General features: G+C 74.6%; 9 protein-coding genes. 6 read left to right on the plus strand and 3 right to left on the minus strand.

From position 1 onward, the window contains the following. The first annotated feature begins 16 nt into the window (after positions 1 to 16). Positions 17 to 1,330 carry an MFS transporter gene (locus ACVW07_RS11140; protein ID WP_456819314.1) on the plus strand — a complete coding sequence of 438 codons (1,314 nt, stop codon included), beginning with the start codon at positions 17 to 19 and terminating at the stop codon, positions 1,328 to 1,330. After that, the gene (locus ACVW07_RS11145) at positions 1,327 to 2,979 is read left to right on the plus strand and encodes a SpoIIE family protein phosphatase (protein WP_456819315.1); all 1,653 of its coding nucleotides are present in this window, start codon (positions 1,327 to 1,329) and stop codon (positions 2,977 to 2,979) included. The genes ACVW07_RS11140 and ACVW07_RS11145 overlap by 4 nt, the downstream gene beginning before the upstream one ends. Before the next feature lie 18 nt (positions 2,980 to 2,997). Here the strand turns inward: ACVW07_RS11145 and ACVW07_RS11150 are convergent, their stop codons facing one another. The 3 genes from ACVW07_RS11150 to ACVW07_RS11160 form a co-directional block, all read right to left on the minus strand. Further along, positions 2,998 to 4,497 carry a hypothetical protein gene (locus tag ACVW07_RS11150; protein ID WP_456819316.1) on the minus strand — a complete coding sequence of 500 codons (1,500 nt, stop codon included), beginning with the start codon at positions 4,495 to 4,497 and terminating at the stop codon, positions 2,998 to 3,000. Beyond that, positions 4,494 to 5,042 (minus strand): RNA polymerase sigma factor, encoded by a 549-nt coding sequence (locus ACVW07_RS11155; protein ID WP_456819317.1) that lies wholly within the window; start codon positions 5,040 to 5,042, stop codon positions 4,494 to 4,496. Before ACVW07_RS11155 ends, ACVW07_RS11150 begins: the two co-directional genes overlap by 4 nt. Before the next feature lie 214 nt (positions 5,043 to 5,256). Continuing rightward, the gene (locus ACVW07_RS11160; protein ID WP_456821067.1) at positions 5,257 to 6,681 is read right to left on the minus strand and encodes a CCA tRNA nucleotidyltransferase; all 1,425 of its coding nucleotides are present in this window, start codon (positions 6,679 to 6,681) and stop codon (positions 5,257 to 5,259) included. 355 nt (positions 6,682 to 7,036) lie between these two features. Between ACVW07_RS11160 and ACVW07_RS11165 the strand changes: the two genes are divergently transcribed. From ACVW07_RS11165 to murJ, 4 genes are read left to right on the plus strand one after another with little or no spacing between them, the layout of a single operon-like run. Then, positions 7,037 to 7,753 (plus strand): hypothetical protein, encoded by a 717-nt coding sequence (locus ACVW07_RS11165; RefSeq protein ID WP_456819318.1) that lies wholly within the window; start codon positions 7,037 to 7,039, stop codon positions 7,751 to 7,753. A 55-nt stretch (positions 7,754 to 7,808) separates the two neighbouring features. Further along, the gene (locus ACVW07_RS11170) at positions 7,809 to 8,363 is read left to right on the plus strand and encodes an NUDIX hydrolase (RefSeq protein ID WP_456819319.1); all 555 of its coding nucleotides are present in this window, start codon (positions 7,809 to 7,811) and stop codon (positions 8,361 to 8,363) included. Beyond that, positions 8,360 to 10,525 carry a DUF6049 family protein gene (locus ACVW07_RS11175; protein WP_456819320.1) on the plus strand — a complete coding sequence of 722 codons (2,166 nt, stop codon included), beginning with the start codon at positions 8,360 to 8,362 and terminating at the stop codon, positions 10,523 to 10,525. The genes ACVW07_RS11170 and ACVW07_RS11175 overlap by 4 nt, the downstream gene beginning before the upstream one ends. After that, complete coding sequence (murJ, locus tag ACVW07_RS11180; protein WP_456819321.1) at positions 10,522 to 12,162, plus strand: murein biosynthesis integral membrane protein MurJ; 1,641 nt, start codon at positions 10,522 to 10,524, stop codon at positions 12,160 to 12,162. Before ACVW07_RS11175 ends, murJ begins: the two co-directional genes overlap by 4 nt. Positions 12,163 to 12,207: the final 45 nt, after the last annotated feature.

Raw genomic sequence — 12,207 nt, forward strand, 5'->3', positions numbered from 1 at the left:
GTGGGAGGATGACGACGTGCAGGTGATCGCCGACCTCAAGGCTCTGTGGCCGCTGCGGGACTTCCGCAGGCTGTTCGCCGTCCGCCTGACGAGCCAGACGGCCGACGGCATGTTCCAGGTCGGGCTGGCGACGCTGTTCTTCTTCTCGCCCGAGAAGGCGAGCACCGCGGCGGACGTGGCGCTGGCGTTCGCGGTGCTGCTCCTGCCGTTCACGATCGTCGGCCCGTGGGCGGGCGTGCTGCTCGACCGGTGGCGGCGCAGGCAGGTGCTGTTCGTCGGGAACCTGGTGCGCGTGGCGCTCACGGCGACGATCGCGGTGCTCATGGTGACGACCGGGGTCGGACCGGCGGTGTATGTGCTCGCGCTGGTGAACCTGTCGATCAACCGGTTCCTGCTGGCCGCCCTGTCGGCGTCCCTGCCGCGGGTCGTCCACGGGCCGCTGCTACTCACCGCCAACTCCCTCACCCCCACGCTCGGCGCGGCAGCGGCCCTGGTGGGCGGCGGCATCGGCTTCCTCCTCGGCCTCGTGGTCCCGGAGGGGCACGCGCGCGACGCCGCCGCTCTCGTGGTGGCGTCGGGGGTGATGGCGTGCGCGGCACTGCTGTCCACGCGCCTCGGCAAGGACCGGCTGGGGCCCGACGAGCGCGCGGACGCGGCCCAGCTGCGTGCCGCGATCGGCAACCTGGCGCGCGGCCTGGTCGAGGGCGCCCGCTACCTCGTCGACCGCCGCACGCCCGCGCAGGCGCTCGGCATCATGGCGACCCACCGGTTCCTGTACGGCGTCACGTTCATCGCGAGCATCCTCATCAGCCGCAACCTGCTGTCGGACCCGACGGACGTGGACGCCGGGCTGGCGACGTTCGCGGGCGTGCTCGGTGCGTCCGCCGCCGGGTTCCTGCTGTCGGTGGTGCTGACGCCGGTCCTGTCGCCGCACGTGGGGGGGCCGCACAGGTGGATCGTGCTGTGCCTGGTGCTGGCGGCCGTGAGCCAGCTCGTCCTCGTCCTGACGGTCACCCATGCGGCCGTGCTGGTCGCGGCCGGGTTCCTGGGGCTGGCCGCGCAGGGCGCGAAGATCGCGGTGGACACCATCGTGCAGCGCGACACCGCCGACGCGTACCGCGGCCGGGCGTTCGCCCTCTACGACGTCCTCTACAACGCGGCGTTCGTCCTGGCGGCGGCGCTGGGCGCCCTCACGCTGCCGGACACCGGCTACTCCCGTGTGCTGTTCCTCCTGCTGGCGCTCGGGTACGCCGCCGGTGCCGTCGGGTACGGCGCGGTGTCGCGCGGGGCGGCCCGGCCCGGTGTCGTCGACTCACCGGCGGCCGCATGACGACGCTCGCCGAGCTGGCGACGCTGGACGTCGCCGTCTGCCTCACCGACCCCAGCCGGCCCGACGACCCGGTGGTCTGGGTCAACGAGGCGTTCACCCGTCTCACCGGCTACCGGGCCGACGAGGCCATCGGTCGCAACTGCCGGTTCCTGCAGGGTCCGGACACCGACCCGATCGCCCTCGGCGAGCTGCGCGCCGCGATCGGGCAGGACCAGGTCGCTGCGACCGTCCTGGTCAACCACCGCCGGGACGGCTCGGCGTTCTGGAACCAGCTCGTGGTGGGGTCGCTCCGCGACGAGGCCGGGAGCGTCACCCGCCGCATCGGCGTGATGGTGGACGTGACCGGGCGCATCGACTCCTACCCCCTCAGCGACGCACGGGCCGAGCTCACGCTGCAGACGGGCACGCGGCTCGAGCTGCTCGCGCGGGTCAGCGACGAGCTCGCGCGGCACCTCGACTACGAGACGGCGGTCGACGCGCTCGGCGACCTCGCGGTGCCGGCCCTGGCCACCTGGGGCTTCGTCGCGGTGACGGACGACCGGGGGCGGTTCGAGCACGTCCACGTCGTAGCCGGTGACGCCGCCTCACAGGAGGACGCGCAGGCGCTCGCCCAGCAGGACCTCGGGTGGCTGCGCCGCGCGCCGAAGGTCACGGAGGCCCTGGCTGCCGACCCCGGCCACGTCGCCCTGCCGTACCGGATCGACGCGGAGTCGCTGCCGGGCCGGACCTCCCGGGGGCAGCACGACCTGCTCGTCCGGCTCGGGCTCGGCAGCGCCCTGATCGTGCCGTTGCGCGCGCGGGACCGCGTCATCGGGGTGCTCTGCCTGGTGCACGAGGACCCCGACGGCTTCACGTCCGACGCGGTCGTGACGGCGGCGCACCTGGGTCGCCGGGCCGGGCTCGCGCTGGACAACGTCCGCCTCTTCCTCGCCCAGCGGACGGCAGCCCTCACGCTGCAGCACAGCCTGCTGCCCGAGATCCCCACGATCCCCGGCCTGGACGTGGCCGCCCAGTACGTGCCGTCCGGCCGGTTCGCCGCGGTCGGAGGTGACTGGTTCGACGTGCTGCCGCTCCCGGACGGCGCGATCGGTCTCGCCGTCGGCGACGTGGTGGGCCACGACCTCGCCGCCGCCGCCGCGATGGGACAGCTGCGGTCCCTGCTGCGGTCGTTCGCGTGGGACGGTGCCGGGCCCGCACGGGTGCTCGCCCGGACGGACGAGCTGGTGCGCGGGCTGGACGTCGCCGACATCGCGACGTGTGTCTACGCGCGGCTCCGCTCGGGGCCTGACGGCGCCCGGCTCCGCTATGCCCGCGCCGGGCACCCGCCGCCGCTGCTGCGCCTGCCGGGCGGCACCGTGAGCCGGCTCGACGGCGCACTCGGGACGCCGATCGGGGTGGCCGACGTGGGCTGGCCCGTCGTCGAGCAGGTCGTGGACCTGCCACCCGGCGCGACGCTCGTCATGTACACGGACGGCCTCGTCGAGCGGCGCGACCGTGGACTGCGGGACGGCATCGAGGCGCTCGCCGGCGCCCTGGCCGCGCTGCCCGACGGCATGAGCTCGACCGAGGTGCGCGACGCGCTGGTCGCCGAGCTGGTCGGCGAGCAGCAGGAGGACGACGTGTGCCTCCTGGTCGTCCGCCGGGACTGAGCCGTCAGCGGCCGCCGGTCACCACCACCACGCCGAGCCCGGGAGCCGGGCGTCGGCGACCGCCCAGGACTCCAGCCCGGAGATCCACCTGCCGCCGTCGTCGGGGGCCGCAGGCTCCGGGGCGAGCGGCACCGAGTCGCCGGACGTCAGGTCGTGCGCGGTCAGCTCCGAGGGCGACGCGTCGGAGCAGCCGGACGCCGCCTGGACATGGACGACCCCTCCGACCGCGGTGACCTGGAACGCGTTGTCCTGGTGGCTGCCCGCGCCCTGGACCGGGACGAGCGCGTCGCCGTCCCACCTGGACACGCCCGACCAGCACGCGTCCTCCCCGCGCTCGACCATCGGGAACACGACCCCGCCGTCCGACGGCGTCGCACCGCTCCAGGACTGCGGAACCGGCCCGTCGTCCGCGAGGTGCGTCAGCTCGGTGGCGTGCGCGGACCCGTCCGCCACGTCGACCCGGAACAGCGTCGCGTTCGGACGGTTCCACAGGTCGTCGCCGGTGGTCGGGTCCGTGCACACGGCGAGCAGGGAGTCCGTGCCGGCCCAGCCCACCACGTCGCAGGACATCCCGGGGACGCCGTAGTCGAGCTCGGTCGAGCCCCCGTGCACGACGTCGATCAGAGCCAGCCTGTCCTGCGACCCCCACACCTCGGTCACCACCCGCCGGCCCGTCGGGTCCAGCAGAGCGACAGTGCCCATCCCGCCGACCATCTCGACCGCGCCGTCGTCGGTGCGCCGGTAGACGTCGGAGGTGACCGCGTCCGTGCTCGTCGCGACCGTCCAGAGCTCCGCACCGTCCGCCGTGAGCCCGAGGTACCCGGGCGGGTAGCCCCGGCCGGCGTGGACGCCGTCGCCGAAGTCCTCCGGGGTCAGCGTTCCGGTCGTCAGGTCGAGGACCTCCCGCGTGACCTCGCCGGTGCCCTGACCGTCCTCGTCGACCCCGTGCACCAGCACCACGGCCGTCGTGGCACCGGCGGCCCAGCGAACGAGAGTCACGGACTGCTCCGGGGGGAGGTCGACGACGCGGTAGCGGTCACCCGTCGGTGACACGAGGACGACCGTGTGGCCGACGACGTGCTCCGTCTCGCTCGCGTCCGCCGACGCCCACGTCGACCGGTAGGTCGTCAGGACCCACCCGGAGGTGGTCGTCGCGAGCAGCCCGGGCGGGAGGGCCCGGGTCGGCGGCAGGCCCTCGATCTCGTCGGGCGCCACGGTTGCCGCCGTGGGCGTCGGCGACGCGCTCGGGCTGGGGGCGGGCGTGGGGCTGGCCGACGGTGTCGCGCTGTGCGTCGGCGTGACGGCCGGCGGCGGCGTGGTGAGCCGCAGCCCGGCCCACGCCGCGGTGCCGACCACACCGGCTGCGGCCACCCCGACCACGGACTCGACGGTGTGCCGCCGCGCGCGACGTCGCCGGGTCCCCCGCAGGATGCCGGCCAGGACGTCGTCGCCGGGGTCGCCGGCCGGGGACAGCTCGTCCACGGCGCGTCCCAGCACGGTGCTCAGGTCGGTGCTCATGATGCTCCTCCCATGCCGTCGAGCAGCCGCACCCTGGCGGTCTCCCGGTCGGTGGTCGTGGTCCCGAGCGCGGCGTCGAGCCGCGCGGTCCCGTCGGCCGTGTACCTCTTGACGGCTCCCTCGCTCAGGCCGAGCGCGGCCGCGGTCTCCCGCACGGACATGTCGTCCACGTGCCGCAGCAGCACACACGCCCGCTCGCGGGGGGCGAGCGCCTGCAGAGCGGCGCGCACGTCGGCCCCCAGCCCGCCCGCCTCGACGACGACGGGAACACCCGGCCGGGCGCCGAGCCGCTCGACGGCGAACCGTTCGCGGCTCCGGCGCCGGGACTCGTCGATCGAGCGGGTGACGATCGCCCGTCGCACGTAGTGCTCGGCCTGGGCCACCGTGGTGAACCGGGCGCGGCCGGAGAAGGAGGCGATCAGCGCCTCCTGGACGAGGTCCTGCGCGTCCTCACGCGACCCGCAGACGAGCATCGCGTACCCGACGAGCCGCCCGTGCCGCTCGCGCACCACCTGTTCGAGCAGGTGCTCCCACCGTGCCGCCACCGTCGTCCTCTCGTCCGCGCAGCGTCCGCCGCTCGCGCTCGCCAAGAAGAACGACGGGGGCCCGGGTCCGGTTGGGGTGGTCTTCGGCAGGGCCGGTGGGCGGCACGAGCGTGCGGCGGACGCGTCACCCGTCCGGGCAGCGCCGACCGTCAGCGCGCGCCGTCAGGGCGCACGCTCAGGGCCGCATCATCACGGCGCACCGTCAGGGCCGCCGTCAGGGCCGGCGGTCCGCCCACCACCGCAGCAGCACCTCGCGCGCCTCGTCGGGCGTCGACGGGCCGTGCTCCATCCGGTGCTCCAGCAGGAACCGGTACGCCTCGCCCACCTCCCGACCGGGCGCCAGGCCGAGGATCTCCATGATCTGCGTGCCGTCGAGGTCGGGCCGGATCGAGTCGAGCTCCTCCTGCTCCTGGAGCTGGGCGATGCGCGCCTCGAGGTCGTCGTAGGCCGCGGACAGCCGGGCAGCCTTGCGCAGGTTGCGGGTGGTGCAGTCGGACCGGGTGAGCCGGTGCAGCCGGTGCAGCAGCGGACCGGCGTCCGTGACGTACCGCCGCACCGCAGAGTCGGTCCAGCCGCCCTCGCCGTACCCGTGGAACCGCAGGTGCAGCTCGGTGAGCCGCGCCACCGCCTGCACGGTCGCCTTGTCGAACCGCAGCTCCTTGAGCCGCTTCGCGACGAGCTTCGCGCCGACCATCTCGTGGTGGTGGAAGCTCACGCCGCCGCCCGGCTCGAACCGGCGGGTGCGGGGCTTGCCGATGTCGTGCAGGAGCGCGGCCAGGCGCAGCACGAGGTCGGGGCCGGGCACCGGACCGTCGGACCCGGTCTCGAGCGAGATGGCCCGCTCCAGCACCATGAGCGAGTGCTCGTACACGTCCTTGTGGCGGTGGTGCTCGTCGATCTCCAGGCGCAGCGCGGGGAGCTCCGGCAGCACGTGGTCCGCCAGGCCGGTGTCGACGAGGACCTCGAGCCCGAGCCGCGGCTGGGCGGCGACGAGCAGCTTGGACAGCTCGTCGCGCACCCGCTCCCCGGAGACGATGTCGATGCGCGCGGCCATGTCCTGGATCGCCGCGTACGCCCCCGGGTCGACCGTGAAGCCGAGCTGGGCGGCGAACCGTGCGGCGCGCATCATCCGCAGCGGGTCGTCGTCGAACGACTGCCGCGGGTCCACCGGCGTGCGCAGGACGCCACGGGCGAGGTCGGTCAGGCCGTCGAACGGGTCGACGAACATGAGGTCCGGCAGGCGGACGGCCATCGAGTTGACCGTGAAGTCCCGGCGGGACAGATCGCCCTCCAGCGAGTCGCCGAACACGACCTCCGGCTTGCGGGACGTCGGGTCGTACGCGTCGGTGCGGTACGTGGTCACCTCGACCACCACGTCCGACGACGTCCCGCGCCGGCCCGCGAAGCGACGCGCGCCGATGGTGCCGAACTCCTTGCCGATGTCCCAGTGGGCGTCTCCCCAGCGGGCGAGGATCGCCTCCGTCTCGTCGGGTGTCGCCGACGTCGTGAAGTCGAGGTCCGCGCTCAGCCGGCCGAGGAACGCGTCACGCACCGGGCCACCGACGAGGGCGAGCTCGTGCCCGGCGTCGCGGAACAGCCCGCCGAGCTCGGCGGCGTCGGACGGGAGGCCCGCGAGCACGCTGATCGCTCGCTTCTGCAGTGCCGCGACCGCGGCGGAGACGTCGCCCGTCGGGTCGACCGTTTGGCGGTCGACCGGGCGGGGGTCGACCGTTTGGGGGTCGACCGGGCGGGGGTCGACCGGTTCGGGCACGGCGGGGGCGGAGGGGTCGACGGGCGGCACTCGTGCAAGCCTGCCAGATGTGCGCGCCTGCCCCGGGCGGCCGCCGGTCCGTTGCGCCGTCCGAGGGACATCTGCTCCATCACCAGACGGACAAGCGTCCAACTCTGGTTGACTTCGCGGCCGGCCGGGCTCAGGATGCCGGATCGGCTTCCTCGCTGGTGTGGAAGCGCTGTCGATCCGAAGGACCACCGCCGTGTCAGAGTCGAACGGGCCACTGCATCAGCTCGGTGCGGCCTTCTACCGGCTCCTGTTCGAGGTGGCCGAGGAGGACCTCGGTCCGATCGACGAGTCCGTCGAGGACGGCCAGGACGGCGACGAGAAGGCGATCTTCCTGCACCGCCCGCAGTGGGAGGGCACCCGCGCCGAGCAGATCGAGCAGGCCACCGAGTTCTTCGACGCCTGGGTCGAGTCCCTGCCGCTGCACCGTGCCTGGCTGACGAGCGAGCTGCGCCGTCTGAGGGGCCCGAGCGTCCCGGCAGAGATCGCCGGCATGGACGAGGTCGCCACCTGGGTGCACGAGCGCGCCGGCCGGCCCGAGGTGGGCACCCCGAACCGCGTCATCCAGGCGCACCTCGTCCCCGGCGAGGGGTTCGGCGGGTCGCCGTACTGGCAGGCGATGATGTCCGGCCTGACCGCCGTGGTCGCGGACGTCATGACCACGTGGCACCCCGAGCTGGCGCTCCGGCTCAAGCTCGAGCCCGGCCACGTCTACGACCTGCGGCCCGCCTTCACCTTCTCGTACATCACGCCGCCCTGGCGCCTCGTGCTGGCGTCCGCCAACCGCTTCCAGGACGACGGCGAGTCGCGCCTGGAGCGGCTCCTGCAGGCCACCCGCCGGCCCTTCCCCGAGCCGGACGAGCCGATCGTCCCGGAGCCCGCGTCCCAGGTCCAGGACCACGCCGCCGTCTGAGGCCACGCGCGTGCCCCGGGAACGGACGCTCCCGACGACTCGTTACAGTGTCGACATGTCGAGCCCGGCGCACCCACCCGTCCCCGGGGGCGTGCCAGCCCCACCGGGCGGTCACGCGCTCCGGATCGACCCACGCCACACCCCCGTGCGGCCCCCCGCCCCTGCCCTCCCGGTGGTCGACGAGACGTCCGCGGGCGGCATCGTGGTGCGGCAGACGGGCGGCGAGTACCAGGCCGCCGTCATCGCCCGCCGCAACCGGGCGGGGCGGCTCGAGTGGTGCCTGCCGAAGGGGCACCTCGAGGGCAGCGAGACCCCCGAGGAGGCCGCCGTCCGTGAGATCGCCGAGGAGACGGGCATCACCGGGCAGGTCCTGCGCCGGCTCGGCGTCATCGACTACTGGTTCTCGGGCGACGACCGTCGCGTCCACAAGGTGGTGCACCACTTCCTGCTCGGCGCCGTCGGCGGCTCGCTGACGGTCGAGGGCGACCCCGACGGCGAGGCGGAGGACGCCGCCTGGGTCCCCGTCGTGGACCTGCACGACCGGCTCGCCTATCCCAACGAGCGTCGCCTCGCCGAGGCCGCGCTCGTGGTCCTCGTCGACGGCGCATGAACGCTCGCCGCGCGCGCGGCTGGGTCACGGCCGCCGCTGTCGCCGTGCTCGGTGCGCTCGGAGCTCTCGGTCCCGGCCTGCCCGCCGAAGCCGCGACGCCGTCCCCGACCCCGTCCACCACGGCCGTTCTCGACGTGCAGATCACCCAGGTGTCGCCGACCGTCCTGCGCCCCGGTGCGGACCTGACCGTCCGTGCCACCCTGCACAACACCACCGACGAAGTCGTGCAGAACCCCGGTGCCAACCTGCGGCTCGGTGGGTTCCGCATGGGCTCACTGTCCGAGCTCCGGACGTGGGCGGACGGCGGGTCACGGTCCGCGGTGGCCCGCAAGGCGTCGGCGTCGCCCGTGCCTCCGCTCGCGCCCGGTGCGTCCGCGCCGGTGGTGCTGACGCTCGCCGCCGACGACGTCCCGTGGCTCGACCTCCCGGACACCTGGGGGCCGCGCGGGATCGCCGTGGACGCGACCGCCGGAAACCGCGTCACCGACCAGCAGCGCACCTTCGCCCTCTGGCTGCCCTCGGGGGACGTGCCCACCGTCGACGTGTCGCTGCTCGCGCCCGTGACCGGGCCGCCGCTCGCCCCGTCGCTCACTGCCGCGGAGCCGACGACCAGCGGCACCGGCGCCCCGGACACGGAGCCGGCCCCGGCCCCCACCGCCGCCGACCCCGCCACGGTCGACCGGCTCGAGGCCGCCACCGCGCCCGACAGCCGGCTCACCGCCCTGCAGGACGCGCTGTCGGCGCACCCCGAGATCGGCGCCGTCGTCGACCCGGCGCTGCTGGCCGCCGCCGCGTCCGCGGGTACGCAGGCCCGCGAGTGGGCCAGGACGATGACCGGCACGCTCGACGACCGCCACGTCTGGGCGCTCCCGTGGTCCGACCCCGACATCGCCGCCGCCGCGCACGCCGACCGGCCGGACCTGGTGACGCTCGCCGCCCGGACCGGCTCCGACGTGAGCACGCTCCCGGTGGACGGCACGCTCCTGTGGGCGCCGCCCGGCGACGGCCCCGACCGTGCGACCGCCGCGGTCACGGACATCGCGGACGCCGACGCGCTCGTCGTCGGGTCCGGGACCGTGCGCGGGGACGGCCTGTCCGGCGCGGACGGTGCGCGTCAGCAGGTGACGGGCACGTCGGGCACGGTCCCCGCGCTCGTCGGTGACACGACGCTCACCGACCTGCTCGTCGAACCCGACCTCGTCGAGCCGGCGTCGACGACCGCGACGGCCGTGCAGCGCGCCCTGGCCGAGCTCGCGGTCGCCGCCCGGTCCGCGGGCGGCGAACCTCCCCCGCTGCTGATCAGCCCCGGTCGCTCCTGGTCTCCCGACCTCCCCCGTCTGGACGCGATGCTCGACGCGTTCCACGCCGCACCGTGGGTCCGGGTCACACCGGCGTCGACGTTGCTCGACGGGGCCCGCAGCGACCGCGGTGTGCTGCCGTCGACGGCCCACGACGACGCCGAGCTGTCCCCGGCCTCGGTCCAGGTGCTCGCCGGGGCGCGTGAGCGGGCGCTGGGGTTCGCGACCGTGACGACCGACCCGCAGTCGCTCCTGGCGGGAGTCGACGCCCAGGTCCTCGCTCCGCTGTCGGTCGCGTGGCGACAGGACCCCGCCGGTCGTGAGGCCCTCGTCGCCGCCACGGTCACGAGCGTCGACGCCCGCACCACCGGCCTGTTCCTCGCCCCGCAGGGCGACGTCACGGTCATCAGCGCCTCCAGCGAGGTGCGGTTCTCGGTCCGCAACGACCTGCCGGTCCCCGCGACGGTCCTGGTCGACGTGAAGCCGCGCAAGGCCTGCCTGGAGGTCGGAGCGAGCGAGCCGGTGACGGTCGCCGCGAACAGTGCGAAGACCGTCCCGGTGCACCTGGTGGCCAACGCCAACTGCGACGTCGTCGTGGTCGCCCAGCTCACGTCGGCCGAGGGCGCCGCGGTGTCGCCGCCCGTCCAGTTCACCGCGCGCGTCAGCCCGACCATCGAGAACGTCGGCACCATCGTCGTCGGCGTCCTGCTGGCCATCGGCCTGGTCCTGGGCATCGTGCGTACCGTCCGCCGCGGTCAGAGCGCCCGGCGCGGAGCACGCAGAGAGCCCGTCGGCACCGGCTCGCTCTCGCTGCCCGTGCTCGGCGGCCCGATCGACGACCCCGACCCCCAGGACCGTTCATGAGCGACACGACCACCGGCGGGATGCGGCGCGGCGCCGCTCTCATGGCATCGGGCACCGCCGTCTCGCGCGTGCTCGGCCTGCTCCGGGCGCAGGTGCTCATCCTGGCGATCGCCTCGACGGGCGAGGCCGCCGACGCCTTCCAGGTGGCGAACACGCTGCCGAACATCCTGTTCATGCTGCTCGCCGGGGGCGTCCTCAACGCGATCCTCGTCCCGCAGGTCGTGCGCGCGTACCGCCGGGACGCCGGTCAGGAGTACGTCGACCGGCTCCTCAGCGTGGGCTTCGTGATCCTCGCCGGGTCCACGCTCGTCCTGACCGCCGCCGCCCCCTTGCTCGTGCACCTCTACGCGAAGAGCGGCAGCCCGGACCAGGTGGCCCTCGCGGTCACGTTCGCGTACTGGTGCCTGCCGCAGCTGTTCTTCTACGGCGCCTACGCGCTGCTCGGGCAGGTCCTCAACGCACGCGGCTCGTTCGGGCCGTACATGTGGGCGCCCGTCGTGAACAACGTCGTCTCGATCGCGGGCTTCGTCGTGTTCATCGTGGTGTTCGGCGGGTTCGGCACCAGCGGCCTGACGGACGCGAGCGCCTGGGGGCCGTCGCAGATCGCGCTGCTGGCCGGGTCCGCGACGATCGGCGTGGTGGCCCAGGCGCTGGTCCTCCTGCCGGCGATGCGCCGCGCCGGCGTGCACCTGCGGTTCCGGTGGGGCCTGCGCGGCTCCGGGCTGGGCCGTGCCAGCGCCGTCGCCACCTGGACGTTCGTCGGCCTCGGGATCGGTCAGCTCGGGTTCTTGGTCGTCACCCGGGTCGCGGTCGCCGCCCCGCACGCGGCCGACCCGGGGAGCGTCGTCGCCGGCCCGGCGGCCTACGCCAACGCGTTCACCGTGTTCATGCTGCCGCACTCCCTCGTCACGGTGTCGCTCGCGACGGCCCTGTTCACGCGGCTCTCGCAGCAGGCGCACCATGACGACGTCGACGGGGTCCGCGCGAGCATGTCCTACGGCCTACGCGTCGTGGGGCTGTTCACGATCATCGCCGCGGCCGTCATCGCCGTGCTGGCCGTCCCGGTGACCAGCATCGTGCTCCTCAGCGACCAGAAGTCCGTCCCCGCCGTCTCCGGGGTCGTGCTCGCGATGATCGTCGGCCTGCCGGCGTTCGGGGCCTGGTCGCTCAGCCAGCGCACGTACTACGCGTACGAGGACGCCAAGGGGATGGTCCCCATCCAGCTCGCGATGGCCGGGGTGGTCGTCGGCGGCACGCTGCTGGGCAGGGCGCTGCTGCCGCCGTCCTCCTGGGTGGCGGGCGCGGGCGCGTCCATGAGCGCGTCCTACCTGCTCGGGGCGCTCGTGGCGCAGTGGCACCTGCGACGGCGGCTCGGCACCGTCGACGGCCCCCGGGTGGTGCGCACGCACGCGCGCGCGCTCCTCGCCGCCGTGGTGGCCGTCGGCGTCGGCCTGCTGACGCTCCGGGTGCTGCAGGCCGCGCTCTCCGACGGGCTCGTGGCCGCGCTCGTCGAGTGCGCCGTGGTCGGCGGCCTCATGTCCGCGGTGTACGTCGGCGGGCTCAAGGTGCTGCGGGTCGAGGAGCTCGACGGGCTCCTCGGACCGGTGATCGGGCGCCTGAGGGCGGGACGCGGCTGAGGCAGCCCGTCTAGCATGCAGTGTTCCCCCTGGGCATCCGGGGCG

Source organism: Cellulomonas sp. URHB0016 (assembly GCF_054057935.1).